The organism is Enterococcus sp. JNUCC 77, from assembly GCF_054819945.1.
Genome location: NZ_JBTHIG010000001.1, coordinates 783,729 through 802,709 on the forward strand (window position 1 = coordinate 783,729; position 18,981 = coordinate 802,709).

An 18,981-nucleotide genomic window follows, 5' to 3' on the forward strand; every position below is an offset into this window, starting at 1 on the left:
TTGAAAAGTTCGGAAAAAGTTCATATTAACCTGAAAGTTAAGAAAGTGTTTTATCTAAAAATACTTCAGATTAAATTAATCAGTATGTTTAAAAAGGATAAAGCTAAACAAATGTTAAATGAATTAGACGGTAATAAGTACGTTAAAGTCTTATCAATTGATTAAGGCTTTTTTATTTTGTCTCCCAAGACGTTAAATGCGTGATGTAGGCTCCCAAGCCTCTAAATGCGAGAAGGAGGAAAAAATTATGGAACTAGAAGAAACAGTTGAAAATACAGAGGAAGTTGACACTCAAGAAACTGATGCGCAGGTTGAAGAGCAAGAAACGAACGCTGTAGATTCAGAAAAAGTGATTGAGAAATTGCAAAAACGTATTGGTAAAGAACAGGCTGAAAAAAATGAAACCAAGACTCAACTTGATCAAGCTTTATCTCGTATTGAAGAGTTAGAGAAAGGTTCAAAAAAATCAGTCAAAGAAAAATCTGATGAAGAGAAGGCAATCGAAGCTCAAAAAGCTAAAGATGATGAAATTGCTGCCCTTCGTGCTCAGATTAAAGTTGCTGATTTAACCCAACAAGCTGATGAAGTTCTTAAAGAATCTGGATTAGCCGTCGGTAAAGATGTTCTCTCAATTATCGTTAATGAAGACGAAGAGACTACTTACTCAAATGTTAAAGCGATTATCAATTTCTTAAATGAGCAACAAAAGCAATGGGAAATCAAACGAAATACTGGAGATACACCTAAGCAAGTACCTAAAGGGAAAACATCAGTTGATCAACAACAGTTTGATTCAATGACTTTTGCTGAAAAATCAAAATTAGCAACAAACGATCCAGAACAATTCAAAAAATTAACAGGAGGGTATTAATATGCCAAAAACAATGATTGCGGATTTAGTAAATCCAGAAGTGTTAGCACCAATCGTATCTTATGAATTACAGAAAGCACTACGTTTCACTCCATTAGCACAAGTAGACGCTACATTACAAGGACAAGCAGGTGATACTTTGACGTTCCCAGCATTTACTTACATGGGCGACGCTACAGATGTCGGTGAAGGTGAAGCAATCCCTTTAGATAAAATTGGAACATCTACTAAACAGGTTAAAGTTAAGAAAGCCGCTAAAGGAACTGAAATCACTGACGAAGCAGTATTATCTGGTTATGGCGATCCAGTAGGAGAATCTAATAAACAACTGGGATTGGCAATTGCAAATAAAGTCGATGATGATTTACTTGCGGCGGCTAAGACGACAACGCAAACAGCAACTGCACCGGCTACAGTAGATGGATTACAAACTATTTTGGATGTATTTAATGATGAAGATGCACAAGCATATGTGTTTGTGATGTCGCCAGTAGATGCAGCAGCTTTACGCTTAGATGCCGGAAAGAACTGGTTAGCTGGGTCCGAGTTGGGAGCTAACATTATTGTTTCTGGTACTTATGGTGAAACTTTAGGCGTTCAAATTGTACGTTCTAAGAAGTTGGCCAAAGGTGAGGCTTTAATGTTTAAAATCGTAGCTAACCAACCTGCATTGAAATTAGTAATGAAACGTGGTGTACAAGTAGAGACAGATCGTGACATCGTAACTAAAACGACTGTGATCACCAGTGACGAACATTATGCAGCTTATCTATATGACTTAACAAAAGTTATTAAAGTGACTGTAGGCACAGGCGGAGGCGGCTAAATGAGTCGCCTTTTAAGTCGTCACTTGCCAGCTTATAAAAAGGCTGAAAAAGAAACGACTAAGCAAGTGAAGCAGCCAAAAGTGAAGAAGAAAGAAACCACAAAGAAAGCTGGTGGTTAAATGTCTATAGCGGATGACGTAAAAAAACTTCTAAGTGGTTCGATTGATGATAAGTTAGAAGTCATTGAAAGACGTACCAAAGAGCGTTTGTCAGCAATCCTAGATGTTGATTCTGTACCTAATGAATTAGAACATATCAGTTACGAAGTTACTCTCAAGCGGTTCAATCGCATTGGGAATGAAGGTATGTCCAGCTATTCTCAAGAAGGTTTATCAGTTGCTTTTCCTGAATCAGATTTTGACGAGTATTTGTCTGAAATAAATGCATGGAAGGATAAGCAAGACATTGACAATCGGCGAGGGAGGTTTCGATTATATTGAGATATACAACCGAAATTTCTTTTGTCTTACCAGCGGCAGATGATTATTACGATCCAGAATTAGGTGAGTATGTGGAAGGTGAACCAGATATCACCAATACATTAGCAAACGTGACAGACTTAGGAACGAATCGATCTGTAACGATATTTGGAGATATTAAGCAAGGGGCTAAAGTTATCCGAACACAGCCTCTTTTTTTGGTGCCTGAGAAGTGGAGATACATTCAAGTTGGTAATAAAAATTATCAATTGACAACTGCTAGATGCCCTCTAGAACGAAATAGCCTAATTGTCGAGGAAGTGATTCTTAATGAAAGCGCACCTTGAATATAAAGGCATAGATCAATTAATGAATCATTTAAGAGATGCTATGGCATTCAATGAGGTCAAAGAAACCGTGAAAAGGAATACTACTGAACTTCAGAAGAAGATGCAGCGAGAATCACCAGTAGATACAGGATTTATGAGAAGATCAATAACTTTTGAAATAAAAGAAGCTGGTTTCACTGGTGTAGTAACGCCAACAGCAGAGTATGCTCCTTATGTAAATTACGGAACTAGATTTCAATCAGCTCAACCATTTGTAACGAATTCATTTAATTATCAGAAAGTAATTTTCATGCAGGAAATGAAGAAGTTGGTGAAATAATGCTAAAACAACCAGATCAAGAGCTTTATGATGAAGTTTTTAAAATTTGCAAAACGCTCGGATACGATACTTACGGTTATTTACCTGATGATGGAACTAAATATCCTTTTGTGTTCATTGGAGAATCTTTTGAACTGCCCATAGCAACTAAATTTGCATTATTTGGGACAATACAACTGAATATCCATATCTATGGACTTCAAAAGAAACGTAAGGAAGTTTCTGACATAAAAGGAAACATTTTATTTGAGTTAAGAAAATTTAGAAAATCTAATAATTTTAATTGGAAAATCTCTAACAATCAAACGCAGCCGCAAATGCTGCAAGACACAACAACGAATACTGCACTCTGGCATTGCGTTATACCGCTAGAGATGCAGTTTTTTAATTAGGAGGAATTTAAATGACAGCAGTTCAAGGTAAAGATCGAATTCTTTTAGTCAGACGATTAGATGAAGCAACAACTACAGATGCGAAAAAGCCCTTATATCAAATTGAGCACGAGTGGGATTACTCAAGAAGTAATGACGCTCAGCAAACTAAAGACGGCAGTGTATCCACCGTTGGCGGATTAGAAGTCACACTTTCATTAAATGGATTAGCTTCGAGAGATGATGAAAATATGTACATGAAAAAATCTGTAGAAGACGGTGCCATGATGGAGTTTTGGGATGTCGATTTAAAAGGGGAGCAAAAGGATGGTAAATATCCTGCTACATATGCAAGAGGATATGTTAATTCATGGACTTTACCAGCTAACGTAGAAGACTTGGTTGAAATTGAAACTGAAGCAACTATTGAGGGGAAACCAGTAGATGGATTTGCGACTGTAGCTAATGCAGTAGTTGAAGAAGCTCAATATGTATTTGCAGATACTACTGCTAGCAGTCAAGCAGGAAAGTAAAATTAGGAGGAAATTATGAATTTAGAAATTAACGATAAAGTAATTGAAGTTAAATTTACAATTGGTGCAATTGAAGCATTGGATAAAATTTATGAAGTCCAAAATGGTGGCGCAAAATTCGGAATGGGTATCAGTTCTTCTATTGTTTATTTAAAGCAATACAATCCAGTGGTTTTACGAAATATTATTGAAGCTTTGCAAGCGGGAAAACCAAAAGTTGGTCGTTCCGAATTAGAAGTTTGGCTATTAACACAAGACATTGAAAAGCTATGCAATGATTTTATGGAAGAGTTGGGAAAGCAGGATTTGACCAAAGCGATGGTCAAAAACCTAAACAAACAAGCCAAGAAGATTCAAGACAAACAGTAATAAAAACTAGTAAAGAATTTTATCAAGAAATAGCAATTAACGCTTTTAGGTTTTTAAATTGTAAGTCATTGAATGAAGTTAATTTAATGACTCTGGAAGAGTATCAGTGGCGAATGAATGCTTTTAAATTAAGGCAAGTTGATGAAGAATTCAAAAGACATCAGCTTGCTTATTTAAATACTTTAGCAGGAGCTACAGAAAAAAACGGAAAACCAAAATTTAAAAACTTTGATAGCTTCTACAATTATCAAAATCAAATTGATAAAGTTCTTCACGAAACAGATATGGCCAGTTCGAAATTAACTGATATGAAAAAGAGCCAATTAACTACTATAGCGACAAGAGTTAGGTCATATCGTGAAGGGAGGGGGAAATCATAGCAGAATCTTTTTCGGTACAAGCGTACTTAAAAGCTACTGATAGTGGATTTATTTCAACCTTCAGAGAAGCACAGGATGCAGTGGATACTTTCCAAAAAGACTCTAACAGTACAATGATGGCAGTTGGGTCAGCAATGACCAGTGCTGGGTCCACAATGACGAAAGGTCTGACTGTACCTATTCTTGGTGCTGGTGTTGCTGCGGTAAAAATTGGTGGTGACTTTGAGGAACAAATGGGTCGTGTAAAAGCTATATCCGGAGCAACTGGGGATAGTTTTGAGGATTTAAGAGACCAAGCAATTGATTTAGGTGCTAAAACAGCTTTTAGTGCAAAAGAGTCAGCAGCAGGTATGGAAAATTTAGCTTCTGCAGGCTTTGATGCAAAAGAAATAATGGCTGCTATGCCAGGATTACTAGATTTAGCAGCTGTGTCTGGTGGAGATGTTGCTTTAGCTTCCGAAAATGCTGCAACAGCACTTCGAGGTTTTGGATTAGATGCAGAGCAAGCAGGACATGTTGCAGATGTTTTCGCAAGGGCAGCAGCTGATACAAATGCAGAAGTAGCTGATATGGGGGAAGCAATGAAATACATTGCCCCAGTAGCAAATGCAATGGGGATATCACTAGAAGAAGCTGCAGCGGCTGTTGGTATCATGTCAGATGCTGGTGTTAAAGGTAGCCAAGCCGGAACAACTTTACGTGGCGCTCTTGCGAGACTGGCTAAACCAACCAAAGCAATGAACGAAAAGATGGAAGAATTAGGAATATCTTTCTATGATGGTGAAGGTAAAATGGTTTCTTTACAGGATCAAATCGGTATCTTGCAGGGTGCTTTTGAAGGATTGACAGATAAACAAAAAAATAATGCTCTCGTAACACTATATGGGCAGAACTCTTTATCAGGAATGATGGCACTTGTTGAAAAGGGACCTGGTGCGCTAGGTAAATTAACTGATTCCCTTAAAAACTCAGATGGTGCTGCTGATGAAATGGCTCGAACAATGCAAGATAATATGAATTCTTCAATTGAACAAATGTTAGGTGCTTTTGAGTCTGCAGCAATTGTTATTCAGGATATTCTATCTCCTGCAATAAGAAAAGTAGCAGATTCAATTGGGGGAATGGTAGAGAAATTTGTTTCCGCTCCTGAGTCGATGCAAAAGTTAGTTTTAGCAATTGCAGCATTTGTGGCTGCTATTGGACCTGTTTTACTAGTCGTAGGATCACTAATTACTTGGTTTGCAAAGCTAAAAGTCGCAGTTGCATTTCTTAGTACATCATTACCAGCATTGGGTCCAATATTTACCTTATTAACTGGACCAATTGGAATTATTATCGCCGCAATTACTGCTTTAGTTGCTATTCTTGTATATCTTTACAACACTAATGAGACCGTCAGAGAAGTGATTCAAAGTGTTTGGCAGTTTATTTTAACTACCATTCAAACTGTGATTAGCGCAGTTAGTGCTTTCGTAATGGATATTTGGGGTCAACTAACGGAATGGTGGAAGGCCAATGGCGAAGAAATCAAACAAGCCGCAAGTATAGTGTGGCAAGGAATTAGTGATGTCATAACAGCAGTAATGAATATTTTATCTCCTTATATAAAAACCGCATGGGAATTAATAAAAGCTATTGTTTCAGCAGTATGGGATCAGATAAAAATTGCCGTTGAGACAACAATGAATTTGATTTTAGGAATAATTCAGATAATCACTGGAGTAATTAATGGCGACTGGGAAAGTGTTTGGGAAGGTATAAAAAAAGTTACTATTACAATTTTAGAAGCTATTAAGAATACATTTCTAAATGTTTTAGGATTGATTAAAGATATAGTTCTATCAGCTTTAAATGTGGTGTTGAAGATTTTTGAAAATATCCTAGAGTTGATGAAGAATGTAGTTAAAACTGGTTTGGAAAAAGTAAAAGATTTTTTTGATGCGTTAGGTGATATCGATTTATTTGCAGCAGGTTCAAAAATCATTGAAGGTTTCTTAAAAGGTTTGGAAGATAAATTTAATGCTGTTAAGGACTTCATAGGTGGGATAGCCGATTGGATTGAAGAACACAAAGGTCCAATTTCTTATGATAAAAAATTACTGATTCCAGCCGGTAAATCTATTATGGAAGGTTTAAACAAAGGGCTAGAAAGTGAATTCGAATCTGTTCAAAGAACAATAAATGTGATGGCTGACGCTGTTTCAGAATATTTTGACATGAATAATAGTATTAGTTCTTCAAGCCTAAATCTAAATGGAAATATAAAAACTTCGCAAACATTATCTTTAGCAGAAAACATTGGGCAACGACCACTTTATGTAACGGTTCAAAGTAATCTGAATGGGAAAATCATTGCTTCTGAGACAGCCCCCTATATGGCAACTGAATTGCAAAATGCACAAGGAAAAACAAATTTTGCAAGAGGGAGGAGAAGTTAAATGTACGATTTTATTGATACGACAAAACATAGTACAAGCACTTTCCTACCTTCCGAAGCAATAAACTTTAACGGGCAGTTTTTGGAAGATTTAATACCAGGTTATAGAACGCTAAATGTTACAGGTAGAGAGCTTGCGATGACTGAAGTTCAAAGTTATCAGTTAGGTATTAGGGATGGAAAAAGACAAATTTATTCAAGAATTCCAGATCGCGAGTTGACGATTAAATATCAAATTATTGCTGATAGTAACGAGGCATTTAGAGATAAATTTAATAGATTAAACGTAGCACTATTTTCTGAAAAAGATGTAACTATTTGGTTCAACGATGAACCCGAAATGTTGTGGAGTGGTAGTAAAAGTGATGCTGAAGCAGTTCCGGAAGGAATTAATTCGGTAGTATCTACTTTTACAATTCTGCTTAACGACCCATATAAATATACCAAGAGTGATGCTACATCTGTAATTTGGGGATCAAAAGATATTACTTTTCAGGCAAATTATTTAATGGGTAACACTGGCAGTGGTGCTGTTAACTTAAGAATTAAGTTTGAGAGTGGCGCATTTTGGGGAAGTAGTTTAATCACATTTCAACATCAAGGGTACTTAATGGGCGATAAAGGGACTACTACGAAACCATATGAAATTTATCCAACAGTTGAGGGTTTAAAAGTGAAACCAACTATCACAATTATTGGGACTGGTAGAGGAGTAAAAATCAGAACTAGAAGTGATACTGTTGATTTGGGGGATTTTGACTATTCTACTATTATCATTGATACAAAGAATTTTTACATTACAAAAAATGGAAGAGCAATGATACGTCCAATGAATGATTTTTATATCTACCCGAATGAGCCTTTATATGTTGAGGCACGTGAAGGGACAATCCAATTAACAATAAATTATCCAAATAGATTTTTATAAGGGTGTGATGCTATGCTGATGGCCATGGATCTTAAACGAGAATACACAGCTATTCTTGAGAATGCTTCGAAAGTAAGCTATGAGAAAGTAGAAAATCAAATTGGTAACATTGAATTCACAATGCCAATTGATGATGAAAAAAATAATTTTTTACAAGAAATGTTGTACGTGGAATTGACAGACAATGAAGATGAATATATTGGTCTTTATCGAATTATGCCCTCAACAATTCAAAAGGATGAATCCAATAATACAATAAAATATACAGCTATACATGTTTTAGGGACGCTATTAGATAGCGTCCTTTTTGGTTACCATGAGTTGGTGAATAGAACAACCAAAGATGTTATTAATTATGTTTTAAGTAAACAAACTACGAAGCATTGGGTGTTACGGACATGTGAGTTTACACGTTATTTTAGTTATGCATGGGAAAATGAGAACGGATTAGCTGATGCACTTTTTTCTATTCCAGAAGCCTTTGACGAAGACTATATTTGGACTTGGAACACTCAGGTTTATCCATTTGAGTTGTCGCTAGTGAGACCCCAAACCGAACCTGTAGCCAGAATTCAAGAAGGCTATAACATGCAAGGATTTGAAATTGAAAAGAATCCTAATAATTTGGTGAATCGAATTTATCCATTGGGAGCTGGCGAAGGTGTTAACCAAGTAAATATTAAGTCAGTTAATAACAATATTGAATATGTGGAAGATGCGGTCTCAATTACAAAATATGGATTAGTTGAATATGTTTGGGTGGATCAACGCTTTACAGATCCACAATCATTAAAAAACAATGCACTAAATATGTTAACTAAATGGTCGGAGCCATCAATAACTTGGAGTATAGAAGCAGCTGATTTAATTAAACTTACTGATGAGCCTTTGAGCATTGATTCTTTAAGGTTAGGTAGCGTAGTAATGATCAATACAAACGAATTCGGAAGTGTGAATCTGCGCATCAAAAAAGAATCTAAATCTGATGTGTTTGGTGCACCCCAAGATTTAACATTAGAAATAGGGAATCTAACTGGAGATATTAATACGACAATGTCTGATTTGGCAAGAAAGCAACAAATTAATGAAACATACAGCCAAGGGGCAACTAATATTCTAAATTATTCTTACCAAGATAATTGTGAAGCTGCTTATCCGGCAGAAATTGAATTTTATATTGATGATGATGTTTTTAATATAAACACTGTAGAACTAACATTTAAAACGAAAAGATATCGTGGCTATACAAAAGCAGTAATGGGTGGTGGTGCTAAAACCATTACTAGCGAGACAGGTGGGAGTAGCAGGCAAACCAGCTCAGATGGAGGTGCTTCTACACAAACGAGTTCATCTGGAGGCGGACAAACGCAAACGAGTTCTTCAGGTGGAGGAGTTTCTCAAACGTCAGGTGCCGGAGGAGATCATACTCATTTGATGTTTAAAGCAATAAGGTATGTTAATCATGATTGGGGTAGTGAAAAAGTAGCAAATGTATATCACGCAAAAAATGGTAATTCTATTTACGTTGCTGGAGGAGGGTTAAGCGATCTTGAGACAGCGGGTGGTTCAAGCAATCATGTGCATTCAATCAATATTAATCCTCATAGCCATACGTTAACAGTAGAAAACCATCGCCATACTGTAAACATTCCTAATCATAGACATACTGTTGATATACCAGCTCATAAACATGAGGTAATACTTCCAGAACACAAACATCCTTTAGAATGGGGGATTTTTCAAGCTAGCGATTCAGCTTCTAAGGTAGATATTATTGTAGATGGAACTACGTTGCCAGATCATGATACATCACAAAGTAGACTGAATATAGTGAATTATCTTAAGAAAACAAGTGCCGGAAAAATTCAAAGAGGAAATCATACAATTCAAATTAAACCCGATAAATTAGCAAGGATCGAAGCACAAGTAACTTGTCGCGTATTTATACAATCACAATTAGGAGGGCAGTTTTAGTGAAATTAAAAATTAAATTAATTAATGAATTAGATTCATTTGAAATACAAATAAATGATGGCAGGACTTTTCAAGATATATTCGAGGAATTGAATAATACTTTAGAAGGTCCGTTTATTATGTTAGGAAAAATAATTAAACAGAAATCAACGATTGAATCCATAGAAGAAGTATAGGAGAGTGATTACATGGCAGTTCAAAGTATTAATGAAACAGATACGCTGAATCAAGGACGTGTGAAGATAAATGCCATCTTACAGCAGTCAAATGAATCTTCTGCAAAAGTTGATGGATATAAAACAGAATTAACCAATGGAGTTAATGAAGCAAAGCAGATTGCAACAACTGCTGGAGAGGACGCAGTGTCAATTGCAACAACTGCCGGAAATCAAGCCAACGTTAAGGCTGATGAAGCTCTGGCCAACTCTAAAACGGCAATTACCACTTCAAACTCGGCAGTCAGTACAGCGAACCAAAATAAGCAAGAATTCGATACCTTACGGAATGAATTTGATGAGTTAGTAGCTGAATCTGGTGATAGTAATCCGGAAATTGTTCAAGCAAGAACTGATACAGAGGGTATTAAGCAATCAACTTTAGCGACTCGATTAAATCGTGATTTTAGTAATCGATTGACGACTGCTGATGCAATCCAATTATTTTCTGGCGCTGTTAATACAACTAAAATGATGAATTTTAGTGGTAAGACAGTGGGGAATACTGCTTCAAATCCCCATCAAGCATTTTCTGATTTTACAGCTACTAACTTAAAAAAACCTAGTGGATCATGGAATGAAATAACACAAACGAACTACAATAGTTTAGTCAGCCGTGATGACTCTGGTGTTTCGACTGGTTCATCGCAAAGTGGAGTTATTCCACAACAGCTTTATAAGTTTAATGTTGTGGAAGCTGTGAAAGCTTTAGCGCCTACAATCTTCACAGGGATGTCTTTGACGGAATCAATAGTTTTTGTCAAACAGAACTTCGTTTCCTTTTCTTTATCCATTCGAGGTAAAGCGAGTGCGCCAAACAACAAAAACTTAAAGGCAGCTACTTATTTAGAGTCAACTGATAGTTATTCTACACAACTTCAAAGTAACGCAACGGAATACACTGATTTCACTAATGAGATTAATGATAGTAACTTCATTGATTCTGATGGTTTAGTAAATGTTATCGTCTATTCAGATAGTTCAAACGGAGTGACAGCTTCAAGCATTGATATTGATTATGTTGGTCTACAAATAATCATTAGCTTGAATCCTTTGACCGTATTATCTCAAAGTGGATTTGCTAAGAAAGATGATATTACAAAAGAAGCTATTGGTTTAGGGAATGTGACCGACGTTGAGCAGGCAAGTAAATCAGAATTTGATACTTTCGTTGCAAGAAGAGACAATCCAAATCAAGTAACTAAAGATCAAGTGGGATTAGGTAATGTAGACAATTATGCTACTGCTACTCAATCAGATGCGGAATCAGGTACCTCTTTACTCAAATTCATGACACCTCGTAGAGTTTTTGATGCAATTGCAAAATGGACGTCGGATAAATTTGTTGAAGCTACAGGGGATCAAACTATTTCAGGTACAAAGAACTTTGTTAATGAACCAACTGTGGGTGGAAAACCATTTACTGATAAATATGCGACATTGACTGTTTCATCTGGATTTTCAAATGGTATGACCGGTTGGGTTAAATTTCAACGAATCAATGATTTAATTATCGTTTCCTATTCTATTTCACCAACAAATCAAAATGGTGCTTGGGTTGAAATTCTAGCAGGTAGTAAAATTCCAAGTAACTTTAAATTTGCTGATACTGTTTATGGAACAGCTAGTATTTCTGCTGCTGGTGCTGTAGGTAATTCAATGGCGGTGGTTGGTGTATCAAGTACCAATATTCAATTCGGGGCTTATAATCGTTCGGCAGGTTCATCAGCTTTTGCTGGTCAAGTAATAGGGGTGGCATTAAATCGGGGGCGATAACAACCTGACTGTTGATAAGTATATTCTGCATGCGGGTAATAGTCAGGAATATCCCGAAAATTCTTTACCAGGCTTTAGAACTATGCCTGATAATTTTAAAGCAGTTGAATGTGACATTATCAACACTAAGGATAACCAATGGGTTTTAATGCACGATTTAACGATAGATCGAACGACTAATGGTTCTGGCTACGTTCAAGACATGACGCTGGAAGAATTAAGACAATACCGATTAGATATTGGTCCAAATATTAATAATATGACCGATAGTGAAAAAATGATTCCCACATTAAAGGAGTTATTGCTAATCTGCAAAGAAAAAGGTGTAACACCATTAATTGAACTTCGTCAAAGAGATTATACTGATGACGCTTATTTGGAATTGTTCAAACAAATCAACGAAGTCTTTAATATGTCTGAATGTGTTTTGATGGGTTTTTATTTGAAAAATTTGGAGAAATTAAGAGCAATGTCTGCTTCAATTCAGTTATGGTATTTAGCTTATTCATTGAATGATGATGTATTAGCAACATGTACAAAAAATAGTTTTAATGTGAATGTCATTGAAAGTGCAAATGATTTAACAAAAGATCGTGTGACTACTTTTAAACAATCTGGAGTAGAAGTTGGGGCATGGACTTTATATAATCGAAATCGGTATCAGTATTTATTGGATTGTAATGTTGACCACATTACTACAAATTTGAATGATCTCAACATATAACTTACACACTTCGGTGTGTTTTTTTTATTAATTATAAAAGGAGAAATGAAAAATATGAATAATGAAAATTTTGGAATTGCTTACGGCGGCGGATTAGTTAGAAATAAAAAAGTGAGCAAAGGTGAATTGCTTTCTTTTGGTACAGGCATTAAGGGATGGGATAATGAACGATCCCTTAATAATGATGTTTTCAGCTTAAGCAGTGATGGGAAAAAAATCACTCTAAAGCGTAATGCAATGCTGCAAATGGATGGTATGTTTTCTAATTCTATGGTTCGACGAGATGGGACATATTGCTACTTAAATATTAAAGTAAATGGAAAATTCTTAGCTAGATTGGCTGGTTTAAGCGGAGATATTGGCTGGGAAAATGATATTTCTTTTACAAATCGTTTTACTTTCCAAAAAGGTGATGTGATTGAGCTTGAAGCTGACACCAATTATCCTGATGTTTTCTATAATTATGGTGTAGATTTTATTCGCATTCAAGAGCTGGGTAAAGAAAGCTGGTTCTGGGAGTAAATACAATAGTAAAGGCTTGGGGAAGGGACATCCAAATGATTTTGGTTGTCCTTTTTATTATGAAAGAAGGTAGGTATTATGGAAATGTTTAGTTACTTAGCGCACTTGGTGGATGATCAAGATTTCAAGGCTGTTTATGTTCTCATGCTCATATGTATAGCAATGATTATCGATTTTTTATCAGGCACTATCGCAGCAAAAATCAATCCGGATATAGAATTTAAATCTAAGGTTGGTATCAATGGTATTTTAAGAAAAGTCGCCAGTATGGTTTTACTTATATATTTTATTCCTCTAGCGCCGTTAGTTCCAGGAGGGGCGGGAGTAGGTTTGATTTATGTTTTATATATTGGTTATCTATGTATGGAAATAAAGTCTATTTTTGAAAACTATCAAAAGATGGGAAATGATACATCACTATTTGAGCGGTTTATGGATAATTTTAAGAGTAACAAAAAGGATGGTGATTAAATCATGTTAAATGGGATTGATATTGCTAGCTGGCAAGCTGGTATAAATGTTGGAGCTGGAGGAGTAGCTGCTGACCTTGTCATTATAAAAGCTACTGGCGGTGTTGGTTACACTAATCCATATTTTCAAGGTCAATTAATACAAGCTATGAATTCTGGAAAAGAAGTTGCCTTGTATCATTACGCAAATGAAGTAGGGCTAGAAGGTACAGCAATTCAAGAAGCTCAACATTTTTTAAAACAAATAGCTTCTTATATAGGCAAAGTTAATCTAGTTTTGGATTGGGAATCAACCAACAAAGCGAATGTCGCATGGGCAAAAGCTTTTTTAGATTACGTAAAAGATCAAACTGGAAGTATACCATTTTTCTATACTTATACTGGCGTAGTAAATACATACAATTTCAGTTCAGTAGCTCAAGCTGGTTATCCATTATGGATTGCAAATTATTATACAGATCAGCCACAAGGATACAGTCAACCTAACCCGCCAGTATCCAACCACTTTTCAACAACAGCGATGTTCCAATATACTTCGAATGGTTGGTTAGATGGTTATGGTAGTCGTTTAGATTTAAATGTCTTCTATGGGACACGAGAAGATTGGCGTGCTTATATCGGTGGTCAAAAAATTGAAAAAATAGAAGAAATAATTGAGGAGGATGAAGATATGGTTTATGCATTTGCAAATAGAGGAGCAATTTTTTATGTACAAGGTGGAACGATTGGCGTTCTACAGAATGAGGATGATTGGAAAGCAATTCGGGGTGTTTATAGTCAAACTCATGAAGGAAAAGAACTACAGGTATTTGATTGGCGAGAAAATAATTCGACAGCCGATGCTGTTTTCCGTACACTTGGATATTATGAAGATAAAGCGTTTAGAGAATCTACAACAAACGATATCAGTACCATTTTAGAATCTATGAATAAATAAAAAAGTAGTCCTCTTAATCGAGGGCTACTTTAATTTTATTTTCTTTAATTTGAGCATGTCTACAAATATTTTATTACTAGTAATAGCAATAGTAATGATAGTAAATATTAGCCAAATTATTATCTGAACAAAATAAGAAAATTCAAATATGAAAAACTTAAGTTTAAAAGCTACAAGAATAAAAATAGGATGTAGCAAAAAAATAGGAAGTGTTTTGGAACCTATATTCGTAAAGATAGTTTTTCTAGAAGGGATAATATTTAAGACCCCAATACATATTAAAGGAATAAGAAAGTAAAAAATATATAATTGAACGCTGGGTAATAATCTTGGATATAAATTCATTTCTGAAAATCCAACGGCACCTCTAAGAAGTAGGTCTATATGCTCCACTTTCAACAGAGCTAAAGTAACTAGAAAAACTGGAATAAATGCTAGTTTCAAAATATTTGGTTTTATATTGTAAAGTTGTTGCATAATGTTTTTTGGAATAAGAAAGCCAATAAGAAAAAACGGAAAAAATGATAAGGTTCTTTGAAAACTAAATGTATAACTATATGCTCCAGGAATTGGAATTAAGGCTGAAATATTCGATGTATAGTATCTAGAAATTACACAGAAGAAAATGATAAGTGCGATTACCATTACTTTTATCTTTTTATTATCAATTTTATTCAAACCTAAAACACTTAGATACCAAACTATAAGACTTGCCAAATACCACAAGTGATAAATTGGAATAGTCAAAGCTGTCAACAATGAGAATTTTATAAAATCAAAATAGTTAAATAAGAATACAAAAAATATCTGGAATGCAATTAATAAAATGAAGAGTCTAATAATTTTTTGAATAGTCATTCTTTTTGCTAGATAACCACTTATCGTTATAAATAAAGGCATATGAAATGTGTAGATAAAAAGAAAAAGTGGATAATAAGGTCCTGCATTAAACTCTAAAAAATGACCAAAAACGACTAAGAATATTAAAATGCCTTTAGCATTATTTACTTTTATATCTATTGAAATAGCCTCCCTATTGTGATTTAATTTAATATCATTATAGCATTTAATACAGGAATATCTAGTGATATAGCCATTTAAAAAAATATTTTTCACAATATTTCATTATTTTTTTGTTATTTAAATAATAAATTCTTATAAATTACATTGGGGATAGAAAAATGAAAAAGGTTTTAGTAAATTGGATGGTAATTATAATTTTAATAGTAATGGTTTTTGGACTGTTCAACACATATACTGTAAAAGCGGGGGACGGTATTTTAGAAGGGATTAGATATATCCTTCATGCTGGGAATAGTCAAGAGTATCCAGAAAATTCATTACCTGGATACAGAAGTATTCCCAAAAATATAAAAGCAGCCGAATGTGACATAATTGATACCAAAGATAATCAATGGGTGTTAATGCACAATATTACAATAGATAAAACTACTAACGGAAGTGGCTATGTTCAGGATATGACTTTAAAGGAACTCAGAAAATATAAATTAGACATAGGTCCTAACATAAACAATATGACGGATGAAGAAAAAAATATTCCAACATTATCTGAATATCTGAAAATTTGTAAAGAAAAGGGATTAACACCAATTATTGAGCTTAGACAGAGAAATTATTCTGAGAAAAGTTATCAAAACTTGTTTAAAGATATCGAACAAAATATAGGTATTGAAAATTGTATATTAATGAGTCTCAGTCTAGATATAATGCAGAAATTAAGAAGTATGTCCGAACATGCTAACCTTTGGTATATAACTAATTCATTGAATGACGATGTCCTGTCAATCTGCAAAAAATATCGTTTTGGTGTTAATGTAGATCAAAACTCAGCAGATTTAACAAAAGAAAATGTTTCCAAGTTTAGATTAAATGGAATCTCAGTTGGATCATGGACATTGTATGATTATGATAAATTAAATTTTTTAAAAGAAAGCGGAGTTGACTATATTACAACAAAATTTAATGACATAAATATTGAAGAATTTGAACAAATTGAAAGAGAACATTAATCAATTCATTGGACTACACGGTTTATACTAATAATGTGATGCATATGATACTGAGCGCATAAAAAGGATAGACGCCCCCCGTTCAACAATTAGAGATTTGAGTTCTTTGATTCAATATTGTTCATAATCTCTTTTGCTTTTATTAAACTTATTTTTTCCCAATCTCTATATGAGTTCGATTGTTTGTTAGAACGATACTGTCGGATAGTCTGGGCGGGTATGTTGCATAGTTCAGCAGCTTCAACTGCAGAACCATCAAAGATAGCTTTCTTTATTAAATCAGTGTCAATTATCATTTTGAAACACCTCTTTTTATATCATCCCAAAAAACATATAAACTATTTACAATAATTGTCATTGTTCCCCAAGTATTAGATGCTCTATTAGTTACTAGAGCAATCACAGAAACGAGATTAAACAAAAGTAGCAATATGAGTAATAATTTTCTTTTCATACAATCCATGATAAAATACAGATGAACAGGGAGGAGTTACCCTCCCCATAAGGTTAGTCGTCTTTGTCTTTAAATAATTCTTTTAACACCTTGGCTGAGGCTAGAATTGTAAAGACTATTTCGACTGCCTTTTTTAGTTCATCTAATTTCATCACTTTCACCTCCTCCTTAACTATATTTATATTATATACTGTAGTATATATGAAGTCAACTCTTTTCATCAAAAAAAGCCCGAAAAATCGGACTTTATAACCCTAAATCATTAGTGAATTTATCGCTGTTAATGACATTCAAAAACCTCACAACAAATTGCTTTCTCTTGTTAAAATGACCAATAATAGCCATGTTGTATTTATCATCTGGCAACATCATAATCTGATTAGCCAGTATCTCTCTAGCAGCAATACAATTGATGTTTTCACCAGCCGTGACTAAAGTGAATCTAACAAGTAACGGCTTACTGTTTATTAGTCGAATTTTTGTTAAGTATCCAGTAAATTTATCCACGTCATCACCTCAAAAATAGTATAGCATAGCATCGCACGCCTCATAAAATCATCATAATCTACTTAAGTTCCTTGCCAAAATCATACCCTTTATAGTTATATCGAAAAATTGTTGGTCCGGTTGGAGAGTTATAATCCTTCGGTTTCAATACTTCGACATCGAACCTAAAATATAAGTCTTTATTTTTCTTGTTCTTTTTAGCAGGAATCAAAAAATAATCTTTCTTACTATGAAATAAAGTTAGTAATAGACTGTCATGAAAAGCAAAAAAGGGAATAGGTTCCATGATTACTGAAATTAGGTCAATTTCTAATTGATCCGTAGACTTAAAACGGTAGGGGAACTCAGCCTCTACATGAATATTGTCATTGCTAAATGGTCGCACCATAATTTTCACCTCAAAAACATTATACGAACGTATGTTTGTATTTGTAAAGCGAACAAATTCTTAAAAATAAAAAAGCCTAAAAAAATCTAGGCTTTTTTTACTGTTTTTATCAAATTTCCGGTGAAAATTTTTAAGATAGTTCCCACCATGACTCAGCTTTGGTATTGATGTTTTTGATTCTTACTATTTTTGCATCATCCGAGTTAATGAAAGTAGGACTAAAATCAGACTTTATTGCATAGCCTTGAGAACCATCTTTCATATCTGCAACCACACTTATACTGATATTAGAGAAATTTTTTAAACTTTTTTTATTTAGTTTTTTGATTGTCATCACTACTTGATTCTTAGCGTAATTCATGCCTTTGTTGCTAGAATTTAATTCAATATTGACTGTGTAGTTACCTTTTTCAGCATATACACCTTCAACAGATTTTATTTTTAAAGATTTGTTGCTAGATTTCAAATACTTTTTTATTTTATTATTTGAGTCAAGTGTGGTATTTTTTTTTGAATTCATTTGGGTAACTTCTAATTTTTGAGCATTAGATTCAATTGTTTGAATTGAAAAGTAAATACATGAAAAAATTAGAGTTAGTCCGATAAATATTTTTTTCATCAATAAAACTCCTTATAAATGTAGTTAAAATCATTAACCAAATAATCTCAAATTAATTTAACCGTATATTATACAAATTATCAATGTTTTTATACCATCATTTAAAATTACAATGTGAGAAACAAAAGTGTCTTGACTCTGATGTAAAGTGAAGAAGTCGTTAAATGTATGATAATATATTTTTGAGGTGAGATAAGTGGATAATTTTGATAAACAAATAAAGGATCTCAGAGAAGGAAAAATAGATAAAATTGAAGTAAAAAATGATTTGTTTTTTTTTGTGGAGAGATGCTTGGATTAAACAAGAGGATAAGAAATTTTTCAGAGGTATTGCTGGGTTAAACGGAAATGTTGAATATGTCTATGATAAGACTGTGATTTAGACATGACAATAAAATTTGCCACAAATTTGCCACAAAAAATACTAAATACGAACGAATTAGTAAAAATCAATATGACGATAAAACCCTATAAACATTGATTTGAAGCTATCCATACATAACGGAAGTAAACTTAAAGTAACGCCCAATATTCCAGTACGAGATGGAAGGTAGCGTAGGA

General features: G+C 34.2%; 26 protein-coding genes. 21 read left to right on the forward strand and 5 right to left on the reverse strand.

All coding sequences use genetic code 11. The annotated features are described in order from the left end of the window. From ACVWNY_RS03980 to ACVWNY_RS04070, 19 genes are all read left to right on the forward strand, one after another. On the forward strand, window positions 1-165 hold the full coding sequence (locus ACVWNY_RS03980; RefSeq protein WP_454071720.1) for a hypothetical protein: 165 nt from the start codon (window positions 1-3) through the stop codon (window positions 163-165). Between the two features lie 82 nt (window positions 166-247). After that, window positions 248-871: a capsid assembly scaffolding protein Gp46 family protein gene (locus ACVWNY_RS03985; RefSeq protein ID WP_454071721.1), complete on the forward strand. Its 624-nt coding sequence runs from the start codon at window positions 248-250 to the stop codon at window positions 869-871. A 1-nt stretch (window position 872) separates the two neighbouring features. Further along, the gene (locus tag ACVWNY_RS03990) at window positions 873-1,697 is read left to right on the forward strand and encodes a N4-gp56 family major capsid protein (protein WP_454071722.1); all 825 of its coding nucleotides are present in this window, start codon (window positions 873-875) and stop codon (window positions 1,695-1,697) included. 120 nt (window positions 1,698-1,817) lie between these two features. Next, window positions 1,818-2,138, forward strand: a complete 321-nt coding sequence (locus ACVWNY_RS03995; RefSeq protein ID WP_454071723.1) for a phage head-tail connector protein — start codon at window positions 1,818-1,820, stop codon at window positions 2,136-2,138. Continuing rightward, window positions 2,135-2,464: a hypothetical protein gene (locus ACVWNY_RS04000; RefSeq protein WP_454071724.1), complete on the forward strand. Its 330-nt coding sequence runs from the start codon at window positions 2,135-2,137 to the stop codon at window positions 2,462-2,464. The genes ACVWNY_RS03995 and ACVWNY_RS04000 overlap by 4 nt, the downstream gene beginning before the upstream one ends. Then, on the forward strand, window positions 2,448-2,786 hold the full coding sequence (locus tag ACVWNY_RS04005; protein WP_454071725.1) for an HK97-gp10 family putative phage morphogenesis protein: 339 nt from the start codon (window positions 2,448-2,450) through the stop codon (window positions 2,784-2,786). Before ACVWNY_RS04000 ends, ACVWNY_RS04005 begins: the two co-directional genes overlap by 17 nt. Beyond that, a complete protein-coding gene (locus ACVWNY_RS04010; RefSeq protein ID WP_454071726.1) occupies window positions 2,786-3,178 on the forward strand; it encodes a hypothetical protein in 393 nt (130 codons plus the stop codon). Before ACVWNY_RS04005 ends, ACVWNY_RS04010 begins: the two co-directional genes overlap by 1 nt. Before the next feature lie 11 nt (window positions 3,179-3,189). Continuing rightward, the gene (locus ACVWNY_RS04015; protein ID WP_454071727.1) at window positions 3,190-3,690 is read left to right on the forward strand and encodes a phage major tail protein, TP901-1 family; all 501 of its coding nucleotides are present in this window, start codon (window positions 3,190-3,192) and stop codon (window positions 3,688-3,690) included. 15 nt (window positions 3,691-3,705) lie between these two features. Next, on the forward strand, window positions 3,706-4,059 hold the full coding sequence (locus tag ACVWNY_RS04020) for a tail assembly chaperone (RefSeq protein WP_454071728.1): 354 nt from the start codon (window positions 3,706-3,708) through the stop codon (window positions 4,057-4,059). Window positions 4,060-4,172: 113 nt separating this feature from the next. Then, complete coding sequence (locus tag ACVWNY_RS04025; RefSeq protein WP_461211722.1) at window positions 4,173-4,439, forward strand: hypothetical protein; 267 nt, start codon at window positions 4,173-4,175, stop codon at window positions 4,437-4,439. Window positions 4,440-4,519: 80 nt separating this feature from the next. Next, the gene (locus ACVWNY_RS04030) at window positions 4,520-6,877 is read left to right on the forward strand and encodes a phage tail tape measure protein (RefSeq protein WP_454071730.1); all 2,358 of its coding nucleotides are present in this window, start codon (window positions 4,520-4,522) and stop codon (window positions 6,875-6,877) included. After that, window positions 6,878-7,804: a distal tail protein Dit gene (locus ACVWNY_RS04035; RefSeq protein ID WP_454071731.1), complete on the forward strand. Its 927-nt coding sequence runs from the start codon at window positions 6,878-6,880 to the stop codon at window positions 7,802-7,804. Between the two features lie 12 nt (window positions 7,805-7,816). Beyond that, on the forward strand, window positions 7,817-9,778 hold the full coding sequence (locus ACVWNY_RS04040) for a phage tail spike protein (RefSeq protein WP_454071732.1): 1,962 nt from the start codon (window positions 7,817-7,819) through the stop codon (window positions 9,776-9,778). Next, window positions 9,778-9,954 (forward strand): phosphoribosyl-ATP diphosphatase, encoded by a 177-nt coding sequence (locus tag ACVWNY_RS04045; RefSeq protein ID WP_454071733.1) that lies wholly within the window; start codon window positions 9,778-9,780, stop codon window positions 9,952-9,954. The genes ACVWNY_RS04040 and ACVWNY_RS04045 overlap by 1 nt, the downstream gene beginning before the upstream one ends. 12 nt (window positions 9,955-9,966) lie before the next feature. After that, window positions 9,967-11,769 carry a hypothetical protein gene (locus tag ACVWNY_RS04050; protein ID WP_454071734.1) on the forward strand — a complete coding sequence of 601 codons (1,803 nt, stop codon included), beginning with the start codon at window positions 9,967-9,969 and terminating at the stop codon, window positions 11,767-11,769. A gap of 25 nt (window positions 11,770-11,794) precedes the next feature. Further along, entirely contained in the window at window positions 11,795-12,493 is a 699-nt protein-coding gene (locus tag ACVWNY_RS04055; RefSeq protein ID WP_454071849.1) for a glycerophosphodiester phosphodiesterase, read from the forward strand. Between the two features lie 54 nt (window positions 12,494-12,547). Beyond that, entirely contained in the window at window positions 12,548-13,015 is a 468-nt protein-coding gene (locus ACVWNY_RS04060; RefSeq protein ID WP_454071735.1) for a hypothetical protein, read from the forward strand. 84 nt (window positions 13,016-13,099) lie between these two features. After that, the gene (locus ACVWNY_RS04065; protein WP_454071850.1) at window positions 13,100-13,486 is read left to right on the forward strand and encodes a phage holin family protein; all 387 of its coding nucleotides are present in this window, start codon (window positions 13,100-13,102) and stop codon (window positions 13,484-13,486) included. 3 nt (window positions 13,487-13,489) lie between these two features. Next, on the forward strand, window positions 13,490-14,422 hold the full coding sequence (locus ACVWNY_RS04070) for a GH25 family lysozyme (RefSeq protein ID WP_454071736.1): 933 nt from the start codon (window positions 13,490-13,492) through the stop codon (window positions 14,420-14,422). A gap of 24 nt (window positions 14,423-14,446) precedes the next feature. Here the strand turns inward: ACVWNY_RS04070 and ACVWNY_RS04075 are convergent, their stop codons facing one another. Further along, entirely contained in the window at window positions 14,447-15,538 is a 1,092-nt protein-coding gene (locus tag ACVWNY_RS04075; protein WP_454071737.1) for an acyltransferase family protein, read from the reverse strand. Between the two features lie 65 nt (window positions 15,539-15,603). Here ACVWNY_RS04075 and ACVWNY_RS04080 point away from each other — a divergent pair, with 65 nt between their 5' ends. Continuing rightward, a complete protein-coding gene (locus ACVWNY_RS04080; protein WP_454071738.1) occupies window positions 15,604-16,452 on the forward strand; it encodes a glycerophosphodiester phosphodiesterase family protein in 849 nt (282 codons plus the stop codon). 89 nt (window positions 16,453-16,541) lie between these two features. Here the strand turns inward: ACVWNY_RS04080 and ACVWNY_RS04085 are convergent, their stop codons facing one another. The 4 genes from ACVWNY_RS04085 to ACVWNY_RS04100 form a co-directional block, all read right to left on the reverse strand. Then, complete coding sequence (locus ACVWNY_RS04085; protein ID WP_454071739.1) at window positions 16,542-16,748, reverse strand: hypothetical protein; 207 nt, start codon at window positions 16,746-16,748, stop codon at window positions 16,542-16,544. Window positions 16,749-17,152: 404 nt separating this feature from the next. After that, the gene (locus ACVWNY_RS04090) at window positions 17,153-17,413 is read right to left on the reverse strand and encodes a hypothetical protein (RefSeq protein ID WP_454071740.1); all 261 of its coding nucleotides are present in this window, start codon (window positions 17,411-17,413) and stop codon (window positions 17,153-17,155) included. Window positions 17,414-17,471: 58 nt separating this feature from the next. Further along, window positions 17,472-17,801: a DUF5960 family protein gene (locus ACVWNY_RS04095; RefSeq protein WP_454071741.1), complete on the reverse strand. Its 330-nt coding sequence runs from the start codon at window positions 17,799-17,801 to the stop codon at window positions 17,472-17,474. Window positions 17,802-17,931: 130 nt separating this feature from the next. Continuing rightward, window positions 17,932-18,420 carry a hypothetical protein gene (locus ACVWNY_RS04100; protein ID WP_454071742.1) on the reverse strand — a complete coding sequence of 163 codons (489 nt, stop codon included), beginning with the start codon at window positions 18,418-18,420 and terminating at the stop codon, window positions 17,932-17,934. Window positions 18,421-18,683: 263 nt separating this feature from the next. Between ACVWNY_RS04100 and ACVWNY_RS19280 the strand changes: the two genes are divergently transcribed. After that, window positions 18,684-18,803 (forward strand): hypothetical protein, encoded by a 120-nt coding sequence (locus tag ACVWNY_RS19280; protein WP_490338464.1) that lies wholly within the window; start codon window positions 18,684-18,686, stop codon window positions 18,801-18,803. The last annotated feature ends 178 nt before the right edge of the window (window positions 18,804-18,981 follow it).